The sequence below is a fragment of the Demequina pilifera genome (assembly GCF_048814985.1).
Classification (GTDB): Bacteria; Actinomycetota; Actinomycetes; order Actinomycetales; family Demequinaceae; genus Demequina.
This window is the reverse complement of sequence record NZ_JBMDTW010000001.1, coordinates 241929-259772: the sequence shown is the minus strand read 5'-3', so window position 1 is coordinate 259772 and position 17844 is coordinate 241929. Positions and strand designations below refer to the sequence as shown.

Below are 17844 nucleotides of genomic sequence, written 5' to 3'. Positions count from 1 at the left end.
CCTGCACGGGAACCAGCGACATAGGCTGGAACCATGGCAGCACGCGACCTCTCCCGGCGCTTCCCCAAGCGTGTCTATGGCGTCGGCGACGAGCCTGATCCGCGCTTCAGCCTCGCGAACGAACGCACCTATCTCGCGTGGACGCGCACGTCGCTCACACTCTTCGCCGCCGGCGTGGCGCTCGAGGCGCTCGATGTCCCGATCAACGCGGATCTCAGGCTGTGGTCCGCGGGCCTCTTCGTCGTCCTCGGAGTGCTCGCCGCGGTCGAGGGGCTGTTGGGGTGGCTGCGCACGGAGCGCGCGCTGCGCATGCGGACCCCGCTGAGCGGACCGTCGATCGCTCCCATCCTCACGGTCGGCATGATCGTGGGCGTGGCGTTGGTCGCGGTGGGGCTGCTCTGATGACCGACGCGACTCCCTTCGACGAGGGCCTGCAGGCCGAGCGCACGCTGCTCGCCTGGCGCCGCACCGCGCTCGCCTTCGTCGCGGCCTCTCTCGTGGGCACCCGGGTGATGGCCGATGCGGGTCCGGTGGTGATCGGCGTCGGGCTGGCCGGCATCGCGCTCGGTGGAGTCGCGTACCTGGTGGCGTCGGCCCGCTACCGCACCGCGCACGCCCAGCTCGTCGCGCACGGCACCTCGCCCCGCCCTGGCCTCGCCCTTGCGGCGATGTCTGCCAGCGTGCTGATGCTCGGCATCGCCTGCGCGGCGTATGTGCTGGCCGAGGCGGTGCGGCGATGAGGCGCGTGACGGTGCGGGCGGCGTTCGTCGGGGCGTGCGCGCTGGCGCTGAGCTCGTGCGCGGCGGGCTCGGGCCCGGACGGAGCGGCCGAGGCCGTCGGAGAGGCGACGTCGGTCGAGACGACCGCGGACGCCGTGCGGGTCATCTTCGCACCCGACCCGGGCTATGAGTACTACGAGCGCGCGGTGCTCACGCTCGGGGACGAGGTCGACTTGATCGGTGGGGCAGACACCGTGGACGACATCAGCGAGGGTGATCGCCTGAGGATCTGGACCCGTCAGTGCGCCGAGTCCTTCCCGGTCCAGTGCAGGGTCGACGCCGTCGAGGTGCTTGACTGATCTCCATGACCGGCACCCCTCACGCCACGCTCGTCGGCGGGCCCACTCTTCTTCTCGAATACGCGGGACTGACGTTCCTCACCGACCCCACCTTCGACCCACCCGGGCAGGTGGGGAACCTCACCAAGCTCGAGGGTCCCGCCATGTCGCACGGCGACATCGGGCCCATCGACGTCGTGCTGCTGTCGCACGACGAGCACGAGGACAACCTGGACGTGTCCGGTCGCGTGCTCCTCGACGAGGTGCCGCACGTGCTGACCACGCCGTCAGGAGGCACCCGCATCGGCCGGGCCCAGGGCATGCGGCGCTGGGATCAGGCGATCATCCCGGGAGGGTCGGCCCCGGTGACGATCACGGCCGTACCGGCGCGCCACGGTCCCAGCGTCATCAAGCACCTCACGGGGCAGGTGACGGGGTTCGTGCTCGAGGCCGAGGACTGGCCCACGATCTACATCTCCGGCGACAACTCGTCGGTGAAGAAGGCCACCCGCGTCGCGGAGCGCTTTCCGGACGTGGCCGTGGCGTTCGTCTTCGCCGGCGGAGCCAAGGTGGAGCGGTTCGGGGACATGCTCCTCACCGCGGATGCCGAGCGCACCCACCGGATCGGCGCGCTGTGGCCGCAGGCGACGGTCTACCCCGTGCACATCGACGACTGGGCGCATTTCGCGCAGCCGCGAGAGGACCTGGTCGCGTGGTTCGAGGAGGCCGGGGAGATCGAGGCGATCACGCTCCTCGAGCGCGGCGAGCGGGTGGCGCTGCCCTCCGAGGTGCGCGCGGCCTCGTGACGCGCGTGTCATAGGTCGGTCGTAGCGTGAAGGCATGAGCGCCCCCACCGAACTGCCCGACGTGGATCCATGGATCGTCGACGTGCTCGCGCGGCTGCCCGGGGCGCAGGTGGTGCCGTACCCATCGTGGGGCTCCCAGACGTTTCAGGTGGGCGGCAAGCACTTTGGCCGGATCGGCGAGCATCCCAGCGGCGCCCGCATCGTGACCGTCAAGGGGGACCCGGACGTCAACGCCGCTCTGGTGGGCCGTCACGCCGCGATCTCGCCGGGATACTACGCGGACAAGCGGCGGTGGATCTCGATCGAGATCGACGACGAGGCGCTGCCGCGCGCCGTCGCGGTGGAGGCCATCGAGACCGCGTATCGGCTGGTGCGCGAGAGCCTGCCCAAGCGAGTGCAGGCCGCACTCGGCTGACCGTGCCCTACGCGCAGGTGACCCGCGCATCGGTCGCGCTCCCGAGCCGCCGGTGTCGCCGATAGACTCGAGAAGTGACCCCAGACGAGCTCTCCCAGAAGATCCGCGCCGCCCTCCTCCAGGGCATCGACGACAGCGACTTTCAGCTGTCGCCGTTCGATGTCCCCGAGGAGGTGCGCGTCGAGCGACCGCGCCAGCGCGAGCACGGAGACTGGGCCACGAACATCGCGATGCAGCTGGCGAAGCGAGCGGGCACGAGCCCCCGCGACTTCGCGGACACGCTCGTGGAGCGGCTCGCGGACGAGGATGGCATCGAGTCCGCCGAGGTGGCCGGGCCCGGGTTCATCAACATCCGCCTCGCGGCGTCGGCCGCAGGCGAACTGGCGCGCGGCATCGTCGAGTATGGCGCCGACTACGGACGGGGCGAGTCGTTGACGGGCAAGACGGTCAACGTCGAGTTCGTCTCCGCCAACCCCACCGGCCCGATCCACCTGGGCGGCACGCGGTGGGCCGCCGTCGGCGACTCGATCGCCCGGCTCCTCGAGTTCCACGGCGCGCGCGTGGTGCGCGAGTACTACTTCAACGATCACGGCAGCCAGATCGACCGATTCGCGGCGTCGCTGTTCGCGGTGGTCGCCGGCGAGGCGGCTCCCGAGGACGGCTACTCGGGCCAGTACATCCAGGACATCGCGGACCAGGTCATGGTCGAGGCGATGGCGGCGGGGGACACGGACCCGCTCGAGATGCCCCGCGAGCAGGCGCTCGAGTTCTTCCGCGACCGCGGCGTGACGCTGATGTTCGGCGAGATCAAGCAGTCGCTGCACGACTTCGGCGTCGACTTCGACGTGTTCTTCCACGAGGACTCGCTGCACCACTCCGGCAAGGTGGAGCGCGCACTCGCGGAGCTCAAGCAGTCCGGGTCGCTGTACGAGTCGGAGGGCGCGTGGTGGCTGCGCAGCTCGGAGTACGGCGACGAGAAGGACCGCGTGGTCATCAAGTCCGACGGCCAGGCGGCGTACATCGCTGGTGACATTGCGTACATCCGCGACAAAGCCGAACGCGGCGCGGACCTGTGCGTCTACCTGCTGGGGGCGGACCACCATGGCTACATCGCGCGCCTCAAGGCGGGCGCCGCGGCGCTGGGCTATGCCCCGGAGATCGTCGAGGTCATCATCGGCCAGATGGTCAACCTGGTGAAGGACGGTGAGCCGGTGCGGATGTCCAAGCGCGCGGGCAACGTGGTCACCATGGAGGACCTCGTGGACGTCGTGGGCCGGGACGCCGCGCGCTACGCGCTCGCACGCTCGAGCGCGGACCAGTCCATCGACATCGACCTCGACCTGCTCGCCTCTCAGTCCAACGCGAACCCCGTGTTCTACGTCCAGTACGCGCACGCGCGCACCTCAGGGGTCTCCCGCAACGCCGCCGAGTACGGCATCCGGCGCGAGGACGGCTTCGACGCCTCGCTGCTCGCGCACGAATGGGAGGCCAAGCTGCTGGGCGTGCTCGGCGAGTTCCCGCGGGTGGTCACCATGGCTGCCGAGCATCGCGAGCAGCACCGGGTGGCGCGATACCTGGAGGAGGTCGCCTCGGTGTATCACGGCTGGTACGACCGCACGCGTGTGACGCCGCAGGGCGACGAGGAGATCACCGACCTGCACCGCACCCGGCTGTGGCTGAACGACGCCACGCGGCAGGTGCTCGCAAATGGACTCCGCCTGCTCGGCGTCTCCGCGCCGGAGCGGATGTAGCCATGTCAGTGTGGTCGAGCACGGTTCAGCGCGGTGAGGACGGCGCCATGTCCGTGGGCGGCGTCGACGTCCGCGAACTCGCGGGCGTCCATGGCACGCCCCTGTACGTCGTGGACGAGGCGGACTTCCGCGCCCGCGCAGGCGCCTTCCGCGACCACTTCGGCTCCGCCTTCGCGCGGCATGGCGCGGGCATCGACGTCTACTACGCGGGCAAGGCCTTCCTGTGCTCCCAGGTCTCGGCGTGGATGCACGAGGAGGGGCTGCACCTCGACGTCGCGTCGCTGGGGGAGCTCGAGATCGCCCTGCGCGGGGGGATGCCGGCCGCGCGCATCGGCCTGCACGGCAACAACAAGGCGGACGACGAGCTCCGGCGCGCGCTGATCGCGGGAGTCGGCCGGATCATCGTCGACTCGTTCACCGAGATCGAGATCCTCGACGCGCTCGCACGCGAGCTCGGGGTCGTCGCTCCCGTCATGGTGCGCGTCACCACCGGCGTGCACGCGGGCGGTCACGAGTACATCGCCACGTCGCACGAGGACCAGAAGTTCGGGCTGTCTCTCGCCTCCGGTGCCGCGATGCGCGCGCTCGTCGCGTGCCACGAGGCGCCGCACCTGAGGCTGCTGGGCATCCACACCCACATCGGCAGCCAGATCATGTCGATCGACGCCTTCCGCGAGTCGGCCGAGCGCATGCTCGGTCTGCGCGCGGCATTCACCGCGTCGACGGGTGCGGAGCTCGGCGAGGTCGACCTGGGAGGTGGCTACGCGATCCAGTACACGGACGATGCGGACTCCCTCGACCCCTCGCACGCGGCCTACGAGATCGCCGATGCGGTGGCCGGCGTGATGGAGTCCGTCGGCGGCACGTGGCCGCGCTTCAGCATCGAGCCCGGCCGCGCCATCGCGGGGCCGGCGGGACTCACCCTCTATCGCGTGGGCGTCGTCAAGACCGTCGAGTTGGACGACGGCGGGCGCCGCGCCTACGTCGCGGTCGACGGCGGCATGAGCGACAACATGAGGCCCGTCACGTATGGCGCGAACTACACCGCAGCCATCGCGTCGCGCGCATCGTCCGCCGAGGCCGAGGCCTCGCGGGTGGTCGGCAAGCACTGCGAGTCGGGGGACATCGTCGTGCGCGATGTGGGGCTGCCGGACGACGTGGCGCGCGGCGACCTGCTCGCGGTGCCCGCCACCGGCGCGTACGGGCGCTCCATGGCGTCGAACTACAACGCGGCTCTCCGGCCCGCAGTGGTGGCGGTGCGTGAGGGGTCCTCGACCGTGCTGATGCGCCGCGACACCCTCGCGGACCTCCTCAGCTGGGACGTCGCTCCCGAGTGAGTCGCATGCCGCGTCCCCCCGCCGCCAGCGCCGTGCCCGTGAGCATCGCCGTCACCGCGAGGGCCGCCAGCGCCGACGCCCCCCAGGGGCCCGACTGCGCGAGAGCCAGGGGTGGCTCCTCCTGCGTGGTGCCGGTCGGTGACGGCGATGGCTCGGGTTCGGGCGCCGAGGGCTGCGGAGAGGGTGTCGAGGGCTGGGGAGAGGGCGCCGGGATGGGCTCACCGACGGTCACGACGACGGGCTCGCTCGTCGGCCCCGGCTGCTGACCCGCGAAGGCTGTGATGCGGAAGGCGGCCTCGCTGCCATCGCTCAAGCCGTCGACCAGGAACTCTCGCTCCACACCTGGGGGCTCGGCGATCGTCGCCCACTCTCCTCCGTCGATGCGCTGCTCGATGGTGAACCACGCGAGGGGCTCGTCGCTCTCGATCGTCCATGACAGCAGGACGGATCCCGCGCCTGGCGTCGCGGTGAGCACGGGCGGGGCGGGCAGAGAAGGAGTGAAGGTGACGGCGGCGCTCGGGACGGACGCTCCGACTGCCGTCCTCGTCGAGACTCGATACGCGTGGTCGATGCCCGCAGGGCGTGGCCCCAGCGTGATGCGGGTCGTGCTCGCTGGCGTCGCAGCGATCGGCAGCCAGTCGCCGTCGCCCACTCGCTCCTCGACCACATACTCGAGCACGGCGGATCCGCCGTCGACAGCGGGCGGCTCCCATGCCAGCCACACGCTCCCCCGGCTCAGCGATGCTGCGAGTGCGCGAGGGGCGCCGGGGATCCCCGCGGGGGTCACGGTGATGGGATCGCTCCACTCTCCCTCGCCCAGCCCCGTGTAGGCGCTGACGCGGAGCTCGACCGGCTCCCCGTTGGTGAGCGAGGACACCGTGGAGGACGTCGCCGTGGTCATCGAGCTCGGGATGGAGGTCCAGTCGCCGCCCACGGAGCGGACCTGGAGCAGGTAGAAGGAGAAGTCGTAGGTTCCCATGGCCGTCGGGGGTTCCCAGGTCACGGTCGCCTCGCCGTCGCCCGGAGTGACGGTCAGTCCCGTCGGGGGCGACGCGGTGCGCTCTGATGTGAAGACCATCACCTCGGCGCGCGTCCCGTCTGCCACGAGGAGCGCAGAGTTGTCGGGCGTCATCGCCGCGTCCTGCACGGTGACGGCGCCGCGTGCCACGGCCAGGGTCGTCATGCTGTCCGCACTCACCACCGCCACCTCGGTCGCACCGATCGCGAGGATGCGCGAGCCATCGGGGGAGTAGGCCACCCGATGCGCGGCCTGCGCCGTGGCGACGAACTCCGGAGCCCCGTCGAGCGCAGCGGAGTACACGCGGATTCCGTCGGTGCCCGCGACCGCCACGGACCCGTCGGCGGGAGAGACGGCGACGCTGCCCGTGGCCCCGAGACGGCCCGGGGCGAGCTCGCTACCGGCCATCGAGGTGAGGCTTCTCCACGCGAGCGGGGAGGCGCCGTCGGCCGGGTCGCTGGCGATCGCCTGCTCGTCGGAGTGGGCGAACGCGACGCCGGCGTCGCCTCCCGCGCCGAGCGGCACCGCGGTGACGGAGGATGGCCTGTCGATCACGGCCGCGCCGGCGCCTCCGCTCCGTGGCACGAGGACGCGCGAGCCGTCGGCGCTGACGGCGACGTCGCCTGAGCCGAGCATCGGCACGTCGATGATCTGCCCGGAGGGGTGATCGGCGTCGAACACGGTGAGGCGTGAGGTCTCCTCGCTCGCCGCGACGAGCGTCTCCCCATCGGCGCTGAGAGCGATGTCGTGCGGAAAGCTGCGGGGGTCGAGCGTGGACAGCTCGTCGCCCGTCGCCGCGTCGAGGACGTAGATGCGTCCCGACGCCGCGCTCGCGACGTACAGCGTGTCGCCCGCGGGGCTCAGGGCGACCGCGCTGGTGCGATACGGAACGGAGTAGGAGTCGGTGTTCGCGAAAACGACCGCCGCCTGTGCCGGCGCCGCCACGATCGCGAGCGTGGTGGCTGCAAGGGCGGCGACCAGGGGGATTCTGAGGTCTGCGGGGGATCGGAAGTGATTCATGGGGAGAAACATACCGACTAGTCGGTCGGTCTGTCCATGCGCGGCGCGGGCAAGCGTCTAGGCTTCTGCCATGGAGCAGCGGCGACGCCCCACCAGCGCGGGGGACAGGCGCGCGGCGACGCATGCCGAACTGCTCTCGCTCGGGGTCGCGAGGTTTCCGGTCAAGGGCTACTCGGCGACGAGCATCGAGGATGTGCTGCGCGGCACGCACCACAGCAAGGGGAGCTTTTACCACCACTTTGCCTCCAAGGAGGCCTACTTCCTCGCGGTCATGAGACGCAGGGGAGAGATGATGGAGGAGACCTGGCAGAGGCTGGACCGCGATGTGGAGACCCTCGCCGATGGTCTCGCGGCTGCAGGCGTCTGGCTCGACGACGACGAGGGGTCGCTGCCGGACACCCTCCTGCTCGCGGAGTTCCGCTTCGCTGCTCAGGGCAAACCGGCCTTGCTCGCCGAGCTCGCGGGACTGTACGAGAGGTGGATCGACCAGCTGACCGTACTGCTCGAGCTGCTGGCCGCGCGAGACCTCATCCGCACGGACCGCAGTCCTCGCGACCTCGCCTCCTCGGTCTATCACCTCACGGACGGGTACGTGGTACACGCAGCCGTGTTCGGATCGGATGTCGCCAGCCTTCGACCGGACCTGATCCGCCTGCTGGCTCCTGCATGACGGCAGCGCGCCGCGACACCCTCGAGGACCTCTTGGCGCTCGACGTCGCCCCCGCCTGACGCGCTGATTCTCGCGCGGAGCCGCCCTGGCAGACTGCCGTTTTTTGGCACGTCAGGAAGCGACCGGCGACGCGCGCCGTTTCCCTAATGGGACGGCAGGGCGTCGTCCCGCGAACGGAGGGAGCACAGCGATGTCGAAGCCCACCGAGGACCAGAATGACCAGGTCAGCGAAGGAACCGCGCACCTGCAGAAGATCGCCGACGACCTGGTGGCCGAGCGCGAGCGCGCCGGCCACGGCATGGACGACGCGGACCGGGAGGCCGAGGACCAGGCCGAGACCCGCGAGGATCACCTCGAGCCCGACGTGGACACCCCGCTCGACCACCGCCTCGACGAGCAGAAGTGAAGCGAGGCGAACGCTCGAGACCGCATCGGCCGTGAACGAGAGGAAGACCGGGATGTCGAAGGACAGCCGCGAACGCACAGAGGACCTGCAGAACGTCGCCGACGAGGTCGAGGAGGAGCGTCAGGAGCAGGGACGCCTGCCCATGGATGGCGTGCCCGAATCCGAGAGCGAGGACGGCCCCACCCGAGAGGACCACCAGGACGAGCACTCCCCGTTGAGCAACGTGGACGACGCCACGCGGGCGGGCGCGATGGGCGCCGCGAGCCGCATCCGCGGTCCGGGACTGTAGCGATCCCGATCGTCGGGACCCGAGCCGTCAGCGGTCGGCGAGCCTCGCCCACAGGGTGAGGGCGTCGAGGGACTCGGCGATCTCGTCCATCACGCGGTCGTAGGTGTCCTGGTCGAGCGACCACGGGTCGTCGAGGCTGGTCAGTTCGACGGGCTGCTGCGTGCGGGCCAGGTGCAGCGAGGCCGCCGCGTTCAGCAGGCGCTCGCGAGGCGACGCGCCCATCGGGGGCTCGGCGTGCTCGGTGAGGGCGTGCGCCTCCCTGATGCCGAAGGCGTGGGAGGGCCACCCGTGCGACTCCTCCTCGATCCACGTCGCGTGCTGCTGCGTCGCGACGAGCACGAGGTCGGCGTCCGCGATGATCTCGCCGTCCAGCTGCGTGGGCCGGTGAGCGGGGATGTCGAGCGCGTGCCTGCGCGCTGCGGTGCGCATCGGGGTGGGCACGTCCATGCCGATCTCTGCCTGAATGCCCGCACTGGAGACCTCGGCAGCGTCTCCCCATTCGCGCTGGGCGAAGTAGTGCATCGCAGGCGAGCGGCAGATGTTTCCTGTGCAGACCATGACCACGGTGGCGGGGCGTTCGTTCATGACCTCGACCTTACGTGAGCACCGCGCGGGCGCCGGACGAGCCGCCCTGGCGGGTGCTCACGCTCCGATAGAGTGGGGCCGTGTCTCCCATCCCTGCTCCCGTGACCATCGCCGTGCTCGGATGCGGCACCGTCGGCACCCAGGTGGTGCGGCTGCTGCTCGAACAGTCCGAGGACCTCGGCGCGCGCGTCGGCGCTCCCGTCGAGTTGGCCGGAATCTACGTGCGCGACACCACGACCCCCCGGGATCCGGTGGTCCCGGTCGAGTCCCTGACCTCAGACGTCGAGGCGCTGGTCGACTCGGCGGACGTGGTGGTCGAGGTGATGGGCGGCATTGAGCCCGCGCGCACGCTCATCCTGCGCGCCTTGAGCCGCGGCTCCGCGGTGGTCACCGCCAACAAGGCGCTGCTCGCCCAGCGCGGCGCCGAGCTGTACGAGGCCGCCGATGCTGCGGGCGCGGATCTCTACTACGAGGCGGCGGTCGCGGGGGCGATCCCGATCGTGCGCCCGGTCCGCGAGTCGCTCGCGGGCGATCGCGTGACGCGCATTCTCGGCGTCGTCAACGGCACCACCAACTACGTGCTCGACGAGATGACGTCCAAGGGACTCGACTACGACGACGTCGTGGCCGAGGCGCAGCGACTCGGCTTCGCTGAGGCCGACCCCACCGCCGACGTGGGCGGTCACGACGCCGCGGCCAAGGCCGCGATCCTCGCCTCTCTGGCCTTCCACCAGCGGGTCGGGATCGACGACGTCTACTGCGAGGGCATCACCGAGGTCACGTCCGACGACATCGCCGCCGCCACCGAGACCGGCCGGGTCATCAAGCTGCTGGCGGTGGCGGAGCAGACCTCCGACGGCGTCTCGGTCCGTGTGCACCCGACGCTGCTGCCGGCGGAGCACCCGCTCGCGGGAGTGCGCGGCGCCTTCAACGCCGTCTTCGTCGAGGCCGAGGCCGCCGGCGAGCTGATGTTCTACGGCCAGGGCGCGGGCGGCGTGCCCACCGCATCGGCCGTGCTGGGCGACATCGTGTCCGTCGCGCGGCACAAGGCGGGCGGCGGCAAGGGCCCGCGGGAGTCCAACTACGCGCGCCGGGACGTCCTGCCGATGTCCGCGGCGATGACCCGCTACGCGGTGCGCATGAGCGTGCCCGACCGCCCCGGCGTGCTCGCGGCCGTCGCGACCATCTTCGCGTCGCACGGCGTGGGCATCGAGTCCGTTCGGCAGATGCCGGGCAAGGGCCACGCCGGCCTGATCCTGTCCACGCACCGCGCACAGGAGGCCGCGCTGAGCGCGACCGTCGAGGAACTGCGGGAGTCCGACGCCGTCGACGCGGTGTGGTCGGTGCTGCGCATCGAGGGAGAGCTGTAGTGGCGCACGTATGGCGCGGCATCGTCCGCGAATACCTGGACCGGCTGCCGTTCGACGAGTCCGACCAGATCGTGTCGCTCGGCGAGGGCGGCACCCCGCTGGTGCACGCGAAGTCGATCTCCGCCGAGGTGGGCGCCGACGTGTTCGTCAAGGTCGAGGGCATGAACCCGTCGGGCTCGTTCAAGGACCGCGGCATGACGGCCGCGATGACGCAGGTCGTCAAGAGCGGCGACCACACCGTGGTGTGCGCCTCGACCGGCAACACCTCCGCATCGGCCGCCGCCTACGCGGCGCACGCCGGACTCACGTGCGTGGTGATGATCCCGCAGGGCAAGATCGCCGCCGGCAAGATGGCGCAGGCGATCGTGCACGGCGCCCGGCTCGTCCAGGTGGACGGCAATTTCGACGAGTGCCTCGACATCGTGCGCGCGCTGAGCGAGGAGTACCCGGTCGCTCTCGTGAACTCCGTGAACCCCTTCCGCCTGCAGGGCCAGAAGACGGCGGCCTTCGAGATCGTCGACCAGCTGGGGGACGCCCCCGACATTCACATGCTGCCGGTCGGCAACGCCGGCAACATCTCCGCGTACTGGATGGGCTTCCGCGAATACGCCGATGCGGGGGTCGCCTCCCGCACGCCCCGCATCTGGGGGGTCCAGGCGGAGGGCGCGGCGCCCTTCGTCGCCGGTCACCCCATCAAGGATCCCGAGACCGTGGCGACGGCCATCCGCATCGGCAAGCCCGCCTCGTGGGACCTCGCGATTGCGGCGAGGGACGAATCGGGCGGGTGGATCCGCGCCGTCTCGGACACGGAGATCCTGGCCGCCCAGCAGCGACTGGCCGCCGACGTGGGAGTGTTCGTCGAGCCCGCATCGGCCGCCCCGATCGCCGGTCTGCTCGCTGCCGGCGCCAAGGGCGAGGTGCCGAGGGGCGCGACCATCACCTGCACCGTCACCGGCAACGGCCTCAAGGACACCGCGACCGCTCTCGCGGGTCACGAGGTCGAGCCTGTCGTCATCCCCGTGGATGTCGAGGCCGCCGCGAAGGCGCTGGGGCTGTAGGCATGAGGCTCGTGGCGGATCGCGTGCGGGTTCAGGTGCCCGCGACCGCGGGCAATCTCGGACCCGGCTTCGACGCGCTCGGGCTCGCGCTGGGCGTGGCCGACGAGCTTGACGTCCGCGCCGTCGCGGCGGCGGACGTCGAGATCGAGATCGAGGGCGAGGGCGCCGACTCCCTCCCGCGAGACGAGTCGCACCTCGTGGTGCGTGCGCTGCGGGAGGCCCTCGACCAGGTGGGCGCCTCGCAGGTCGGGCTGGTCATCCACGCGACGAACCGCATCCCCCACGGGCGGGGACTGGGCTCGTCCGCGGCCGCGGTCGTCGCCGGCATCTGGGCCGCGCGCGGCCTCATCGCCGAGCCCGACGCGCTGTCGCCCGAGGTGGTCCTGGACCTGGCGACGCGCTTCGAGGGGCATCCCGACAACGCGGCGCCGGCGATCCTGGGAGGCGCGACCGTGGCGTGGCAGGACGACGAAGGCGCGCATGCGAGCCCCCTGGTGATGGCCACGGGCATCGAGACCGCAGTACTCATCCCCGACTCCGTGCTGCCGACGACGCAGGCCCGCTCGGTGCTGCCGGCGCAGGTCCCGCACGCCGATGCGGCCTTCAACGTCGGCCGCGCCGCCCTGCTGGTCAACGCACTCGCAGGCCGTCCCGAGGACCTTTTCGCCGCCACGGAGGATCGCCTTCACCAGGGGTATCGGGCGGAGGTCATGGCCGCCGCCCCCGCGATGATCGATCACCTGAGAGCGCAGGGGATCGCGGCGGTGGTGTCCGGAGCCGGCCCCTCCGTGCTCGTGCTCGGCACCGATCTCGCCTCGCACGGGATCGCGACCGGACCGCTCGAGTGGGCCGAGGGCATCGGCGGTGAATCGTGGCGCGGCATCCACACGGTGGAGCGCGTGCCGGGGGCGTTCTTCGAGCGGTTGTAGCCGCTGGCCGGCCGTCGTGGTGATCGACCACCGTCTGGCCTGGCACTATCATGGAGGGCGAGCCCGCAAAGATGCGAAGGGGACACGAATGGCCAAGCATTGCTTGATTGTCCGAGGGGGTTGGCCGGGTCACGACCCGGTCGCAGCGACGGACGCGTACATCCCGGTGCTCGAAAGACTGAACTTCATCGTGGATGTCGAGGACACCCCCGAGGTGTACGCGGACAGCGCCGTCATGGCGCGCTACGACCTCATCGTGCAGTGCGTCACGATGGGCAGCGCGACCGTGGAGGAGATCGAGGGGCTGCGGCAGGCGGTGGCCGCCGGGGCCGGCCTCGCGGGGTGGCACGGCGGACTCATCGACTCCTTCCGCAACTCCACCGACTATATGCAGCTGCTCGGCGCCCAGTTCGCGGCGCACCCGCATGCCCCCGAGGATCGTGGGCGCACCGACGTCGAGGCCTACCGTGACTACACGGTGCACTTCACGGACGCGGCGGCCGACCACCCCATCACCCAGGGCATGGCCGACTTCCCCATTCGCACCGAGCAGTACTGGGTGCTGAGCGACTCCCACAACCGAGTCCTGGCCGACTGCGAGCTCGTTCCCGGTGCCGGAGACGAGTGGGACGAGCCGATCACCATGCCGGTGCTGTGGACCCGCCAGTGGGGGAAGGGCCGCATCTTCGCCATCACCCTCGGTCACACTCTGGACGTCCTCCAGCGCGATGAGGTGAGCACGCTCATCGAGCGCGGGATGACGTGGGCGGCGCGCTGACGATACGCCCGGCCACGACGGCCGATCACGACGCGATCGCCCGCATCTGCCTGCTCACCGGCGACGGAGGCGCGGACGCCACCGGCGTGTTCGGTGACGACCAGGCGGTCGCGGACGTCTACGCCTCCCCCTACCTCCACGGGCCGTCGTGCTTCGCTCTCGTGTGGGACGAGGGCGAGGGGGCCGTCGGCTACGTGGTGGGCACCGACGATACGCGCGCCTTCCAGGACTGGTTCGTGAAGGAGTGGTGGCCGTCGCGGCCGCCGCGAGAGCCCCGCACCCAGGGCGACCGGTGGCTGCTGCCGGCGGCGCTCGACCCGGATCGCATGCTGATCGATGCAGTCGCACAGTACCCGGCCCACCTGCACATCGACCTGCTCCCTGCGGCGCAGGGCAGGGGAGCGGGCCGCGCCCTCATCGACGCTGCCGTCGCGGGCATGCGCGCGAGGGGCGTGCCGGGCGTGCATCTTGCCGCATCGAAGGCGAATGCGGGCGCCCAGGCGTTCTACCCACGCGTGGGCTTCGCTCCCGTGGCCGCGGACCACGACTCGGTGGTGTTCGCCCGCAGCTGCATGTGACGAGCGTCGCCCCTCCGGTGCCTTAGATTCGACAGCATGCTTTCGTCCTTGCTCGTCGAGTCGGTGAAGCCGTATCGGCGCCTCCTGGTGGGCGTGGTCGTCTTCCAACTCGCGCAGTCGGTCGCCAACCTCTATCTTCCCGCCCTCAATGCGGATCTCATCGACAACGGCATCGCCACCGGCGACGTCTCCCACATCTGGCGCGTCGGCGGCGTCATGCTCGGGCTGTCCTTCGTGCAGATCGTGTGCGCGATCATCGCCATCTACTTCGGCGCCAAGGTCGCGATGGCGGTGGGGCGCGACCTGCGCGCGCGGATCTTCCACCGGGTCGGGACCTTCTCCGAGAGCGAGGTCCAGCACTTCGGGGCGCCGAGCCTCATCACCCGCAACACGAACGACGTGCAGCAGGTGCAGATGCTCGTGCTGATGAGCTGCACCCTGCTGGTGAGCGCCCCGTTCATGGCGATCGGCGGCGTGGTGATGGCGGTGCAGCAGGACGTGGCGCTGTCGTGGATCCTGGTGGTCGCGGTGCCGCTGCTACTGATGGCCGTGACGCTCATCATCTGGCGCATGGTGCCCCACTTCCGGCGCATGCAGACGCGCATCGACGCGATCAACCGCGTGCTGCGCGAACAGCTGACCGGCATCCGGGTGGTGCGCGCCTTCGTGCGCGAGGACACCGAACGGGACAGGTTCAGGAGCGCCAACGAGAACGTCACCGAGTCCGCGCTCAGGGCGGGGCGCCTCATGGCGGCGATGTTCCCCATCGTCACCCTGGTGCTGAACATCTCCTCGGTGGCCGTGCTGTGGCTGGGCGCCGAGCGGGTCGACAACGGCGAGATGCAGGTGGGCGCGCTCGTCGCATTCCTGACCTACCTGATCCAGATCCTCATGGCCGTCATGATGGCGACCTTCATGTTCGTCATGGTGCCGCGCGCCGCGGTGTCCGCCGACCGCATCGGGGAGGTGCTGGACACCCGCACCACGGTCACCCCACCGCGCGACGGCGTGCGCGACTTCGCCGATGCGGGCGCGGTCGAGTTCGACGACGTCACGTTCGCCTACCCCGGCGCCGAGGAGCCGGTGCTGCACCACGTGAGCTTCACGGCGAGGCCGGGCACGACCACCGCGATCGTGGGCTCGACCGGCGCCGGGAAGTCGACTCTCATCAACCTGATTCCGAGGCTGTACGACGCCACGTCGGGCACGGTGAGGGTGGGCGGCGTCGATGTGCGGGACGTCGACCTCGAGACGCTGTGGTCGCGCATGGGGCTCGTCCCCCAGCGTCCCTACCTGTTCTCCGGGACCGTCGGATCGAATCTTCGCTACGGGTTCCCCGATGCGACCGAGACGCAAGTGTGGGAGTCGCTGCGCGTCGCCCAGGGCGACGACTTCGTCAGCGCGATGCCCGCGGGTCTGGAGACGCCGATGGGCCAGGGCGGCACGACGGTGTCGGGCGGGCAGCGCCAACGGCTCGCCATCGCTCGGGCGCTCGTGCGGGAGCCGCAGGTGCTGATCTTCGACGACTCGTTCAGCGCCCTCGACACGGCGACGGACGCGCGGCTGCGCGGCGCGCTGGCTGAGGCCGCGGCCGATGCGACGGTGATCGTGGTCGCGCAGCGTGTGTCGAGCATCGTCGGCGCGGACCAGATCCTGGTGCTCGACGACGGGAAGGTGGTGGCGCGCGGCACGCATGCGCAGCTCCTCACCACGTCGGAGACCTACCAGGAGATCGTCAGCACGCAGTTGCGAGCGGAGGACGCCACGTGAGCGCTGAGAGCCGGACCGCGCCTCCCCGGCCCCGCCCTCACGGCGGCCCGATGGGAGGGCCGCAGCTGCCCGCCGAGAAGGCCTCGGACTTCACGGGATCCGTCAAGAGGCTCGCAGCGCGCCTGCGGCCCGAGCGCGGGCTGGTCGCCCTGGTGGTGCTGCTGGGAGCGGGGTCGGTGGCGCTGTCCGTCGTCGGGCCCAAGGTGCTCGGCGAGGCCACGACGGTCATCTACGAAGGCTTCGTCACCGGCGAGGGGGTCGACTTCGATCGGCTTCATCGCGTGCTGATCATGGTGGCGGCGATCTACGTGGCGTCGTCCGTGCTGGCGCTGGTCCAGGGATGGATCCTCAACGGCGTGACGCAGCGCACCGTGCTGCGCCTGCGCACCGACGTCGAGGAGAAGGTGCACCGGCTGCCGCTCAGCTACTTCGACCACCATCAGCGCGGTGACCTGCTGAGCCGCGTCACCAACGACATCGACAACGTCTCCCAGACCCTGCAGCAGACGCTGAGCCAGATGTTCACGTCGCTGCTGACCGTCGTCGGGGTCGTGGCGATGATGATCGTCATCTCGCCCCAGCTGGCACTGGTCGCGCTCGTGTCGATCCCGCTCACCGTGGTGATCGTCACGCAGGTCGCCAAGCGCTCGCAGCGAAGGTTCGCCGACCAGTGGCGCCACACCGGCGAGCTGAATGGATCGATCGAGGAGACCTACACGGGCCACGCGCTCGTGAAGGTGTTCGGACGGCAGCGCGAGACGCAGGCGGAGTTCGACCGCAAGAACGACGAGCTGTACGAGGCGAGCTTCGGCGCGCAGTTCATCTCCGGGATCATCATGCCGGCGACGATGTTCGTGGGGAACCTGGTTTACGTGGCGATCGCCGTGATCGGCGGCATCATGGTCGCGGGCGGCGCGCTGCCGCTCGGCGACATTCAGGCGTTCATCCAGTATTCGCGACAGTTCCAGCAGCCGCTCAGCCAGCTCGGCTCGATGGTGAACCTGCTGCAGTCCGGCACTGCCTCCGCCGAGCGGGTGTTCGAGTTCCTGGACGCCGATGACCAGGTCCCTGATCGCGAGCCGGCGGAGACCCCCGAGCAGTTCCGCGGACGGCTCGAGTTCGAGGACGTGAGGTTCAGCTACGACGCCGAGTCCCCGCTGATCACCGGGCTGTCGCTCACGGCCGAGCCGGGAAAGACGATCGCGATCGTGGGGCCGACGGGAGCGGGCAAGACCACGCTCGTGAACCTGATCATGCGGTTCTATGAGCTGGACGGCGGCCGGATCACTCTCGACGGCACCGACATCGCGCACATGACGCGCGACGATCTGCGCTCACGCACCGGGATGGTGCTGCAGGACGCGTGGCTGTTCGGCGGGACGATCCGGGACAACATCGCCTACGGGCGACCCGGCGCCTCCGACGAGGACATCCTCGCCGCCGCGAAGGCCGCGTACGTGGACAGGTTCGTGCACTCGCTGCCCGACGGCTACGACACCGTGCTCGACGACGACGCCACCAATGTGTCCGCGGGGGAGCGCCAGCTCATCACGATCGCGCGCGCCTTCGTGGCGCAGCCGAGCGTGCTGATCCTCGACGAGGCGACCAGTTCGGTGGACACCCGCACCGAGCTGCTCGTGCAGCACGCGATGGCCGAACTGCGTCGCGACCGCACCAGCTTTGTGATCGCGCACCGGCTGTCCACGATCCGCGACGCGGACGTGATTCTGGTGATGAAGCGCGGCGACATCGTCGAGCAGGGCACTCACGCCGAGCTGATCGCGGCAGACGGCGCGTATGCGCAGCTCTACGAGGCGCAGTTCGCCGCCCCCATCGACGAGGTCGACGAGCCCTCGGGGCTCGACGGCTCCGAGCACATGAACGGCCCGGCGGCCGATGCGGTGGCCGCGGGCGGTGCCCCCGTGGCCTTCGAGGCGGCCGCGGTGCCTCGTCCCGAGGAAGGCGAGCCCGGCCCCCGAACCTAGCCCGCGCATCGGCCGCGTGGGC

The 17844-nt window shown here is 70.6% G+C and carries 19 protein-coding genes; 17 read left to right on the top strand and 2 right to left on the bottom strand.

Annotated features, from left to right (window positions below):
- Positions 1-33 precede the first annotated feature (33 nt).
- From ACNI14_RS01150 to lysA, 7 genes are all read left to right on the top strand, one after another.
- Positions 34-402 (top strand): YidH family protein, encoded by a 369-nt coding sequence (locus tag ACNI14_RS01150; protein WP_420518093.1) that lies wholly within the window; start codon positions 34-36, stop codon positions 400-402.
- Positions 402-740, top strand: a complete 339-nt coding sequence (locus ACNI14_RS01145; RefSeq protein ID WP_420518092.1) for a DUF202 domain-containing protein — start codon at positions 402-404, stop codon at positions 738-740. Before ACNI14_RS01150 ends, ACNI14_RS01145 begins: the two co-directional genes overlap by 1 nt.
- Entirely contained in the window at positions 737-1078 is a 342-nt protein-coding gene (locus tag ACNI14_RS01140; RefSeq protein ID WP_420518091.1) for a hypothetical protein, read from the top strand. Before ACNI14_RS01145 ends, ACNI14_RS01140 begins: the two co-directional genes overlap by 4 nt.
- 5 nt (positions 1079-1083) lie before the next feature.
- A complete protein-coding gene (locus ACNI14_RS01135; protein ID WP_420518090.1) occupies positions 1084-1863 on the top strand; it encodes an MBL fold metallo-hydrolase in 780 nt (259 codons plus the stop codon).
- Positions 1864-1897: 34 nt separating this feature from the next.
- Entirely contained in the window at positions 1898-2278 is a 381-nt protein-coding gene (locus tag ACNI14_RS01130; protein ID WP_420518089.1) for an MmcQ/YjbR family DNA-binding protein, read from the top strand.
- A gap of 74 nt (positions 2279-2352) precedes the next feature.
- Positions 2353-4029, top strand: a complete 1677-nt coding sequence (gene argS, locus ACNI14_RS01125; protein ID WP_420518088.1) for an arginine--tRNA ligase — start codon at positions 2353-2355, stop codon at positions 4027-4029.
- A gap of 2 nt (positions 4030-4031) precedes the next feature.
- Positions 4032-5366 carry a diaminopimelate decarboxylase gene (lysA, locus tag ACNI14_RS01120; RefSeq protein ID WP_420518087.1) on the top strand — a complete coding sequence of 445 codons (1335 nt, stop codon included), beginning with the start codon at positions 4032-4034 and terminating at the stop codon, positions 5364-5366.
- Here the strand turns inward: lysA and ACNI14_RS01115 are convergent.
- Positions 5341-7404 carry a fibronectin type III domain-containing protein gene (locus ACNI14_RS01115; protein WP_420518086.1) on the bottom strand — a complete coding sequence of 688 codons (2064 nt, stop codon included), beginning with the start codon at positions 7402-7404 and terminating at the stop codon, positions 5341-5343. The two genes, lysA and ACNI14_RS01115, sit on opposite strands and share 26 nt — an antisense overlap.
- A gap of 70 nt (positions 7405-7474) precedes the next feature.
- On the opposite strand from ACNI14_RS01115, the gene ACNI14_RS01110 reads away from it, so the two are divergent.
- The 3 genes from ACNI14_RS01110 to ACNI14_RS01100 all read left to right on the top strand — a co-directional run bounded on the left by ACNI14_RS01110 (position 7475) and on the right by ACNI14_RS01100 (position 8769).
- A complete protein-coding gene (locus ACNI14_RS01110; protein WP_420518085.1) occupies positions 7475-8074 on the top strand; it encodes a TetR family transcriptional regulator in 600 nt (199 codons plus the stop codon).
- Between the two features lie 190 nt (positions 8075-8264).
- Positions 8265-8480: a hypothetical protein gene (locus tag ACNI14_RS01105; RefSeq protein ID WP_420518084.1), complete on the top strand. Its 216-nt coding sequence runs from the start codon at positions 8265-8267 to the stop codon at positions 8478-8480.
- 52 nt (positions 8481-8532) lie between these two features.
- Complete coding sequence (locus ACNI14_RS01100) at positions 8533-8769, top strand: hypothetical protein (protein WP_420518083.1); 237 nt, start codon at positions 8533-8535, stop codon at positions 8767-8769.
- A gap of 27 nt (positions 8770-8796) precedes the next feature.
- Here ACNI14_RS01100 and ACNI14_RS01095 read toward each other — a convergent pair whose 3' ends face one another.
- Positions 8797-9354, bottom strand: a complete 558-nt coding sequence (locus ACNI14_RS01095) for an arsenate-mycothiol transferase ArsC (protein ID WP_420518082.1) — start codon at positions 9352-9354, stop codon at positions 8797-8799.
- 89 nt (positions 9355-9443) lie between these two features.
- Between ACNI14_RS01095 and ACNI14_RS01090 the strand changes: the two genes are divergently transcribed.
- The 7 genes from ACNI14_RS01090 to ACNI14_RS01060 all read left to right on the top strand — a co-directional run bounded on the left by ACNI14_RS01090 (position 9444) and on the right by ACNI14_RS01060 (position 17822).
- On the top strand, positions 9444-10724 hold the full coding sequence (locus ACNI14_RS01090) for a homoserine dehydrogenase (protein ID WP_420518419.1): 1281 nt from the start codon (positions 9444-9446) through the stop codon (positions 10722-10724).
- A complete protein-coding gene (gene thrC, locus ACNI14_RS01085; protein WP_420518081.1) occupies positions 10724-11782 on the top strand; it encodes a threonine synthase in 1059 nt (352 codons plus the stop codon). Before ACNI14_RS01090 ends, thrC begins: the two co-directional genes overlap by 1 nt.
- A 2-nt stretch (positions 11783-11784) precedes the next feature.
- On the top strand, positions 11785-12711 hold the full coding sequence (gene thrB, locus ACNI14_RS01080; RefSeq protein ID WP_420518080.1) for a homoserine kinase: 927 nt from the start codon (positions 11785-11787) through the stop codon (positions 12709-12711).
- Positions 12712-12799: 88 nt separating this feature from the next.
- Complete coding sequence (locus ACNI14_RS01075; protein WP_420518079.1) at positions 12800-13489, top strand: ThuA domain-containing protein; 690 nt, start codon at positions 12800-12802, stop codon at positions 13487-13489.
- Positions 13474-14067: a GNAT family N-acetyltransferase gene (locus ACNI14_RS01070; RefSeq protein WP_420518078.1), complete on the top strand. Its 594-nt coding sequence runs from the start codon at positions 13474-13476 to the stop codon at positions 14065-14067. Before ACNI14_RS01075 ends, ACNI14_RS01070 begins: the two co-directional genes overlap by 16 nt.
- 36 nt (positions 14068-14103) lie before the next feature.
- The gene (locus tag ACNI14_RS01065; RefSeq protein WP_420518077.1) at positions 14104-15837 is read left to right on the top strand and encodes an ABC transporter ATP-binding protein; all 1734 of its coding nucleotides are present in this window, start codon (positions 14104-14106) and stop codon (positions 15835-15837) included.
- A 50-nt stretch (positions 15838-15887) separates the two neighbouring features.
- Positions 15888-17822 (top strand): ABC transporter ATP-binding protein, encoded by a 1935-nt coding sequence (locus ACNI14_RS01060; protein WP_420518418.1) that lies wholly within the window; start codon positions 15888-15890, stop codon positions 17820-17822.
- The last annotated feature ends 22 nt before the right edge of the window (positions 17823-17844 follow it).